This window comes from Citrobacter sp. VF227 (assembly GCF_052950715.1).
On record NZ_JBRFVF010000726.1, the window covers coordinates 1 to 255 of the forward strand.

The following is a 255-nucleotide window of genomic DNA, read 5'->3' on the forward strand; positions in this document are numbered from 1 at the left end:
GTTTCGGGTCTATACCCTGCAACTTAACGCCCAGTTAAGACTCGGTTTCCCTTCGGCTCCCCTATACGGTTAACCTTGCTACAGAATATAAGTCGCTGACCCATTATACAAAAGGTACGCAGTCACACCCCGAAGGATGCTCCCACTGCTTGTACGTACACGGTTTCAGGTTCTTTTTCACTCCCCTCGCCGGGGTTCTTTTCGCCTTTCCCTCACGGTACTGGTTCACTATCGGTCAGTCAGGAGTATTTAGCC

General features: G+C 50.6%; 1 rRNA gene. It reads right to left on the minus strand.

Features of this window, described 5'->3' with window-relative positions:
* Positions 1-255 (minus strand): 23S ribosomal RNA (locus ACU8YC_RS28745); the annotation flags it as partial.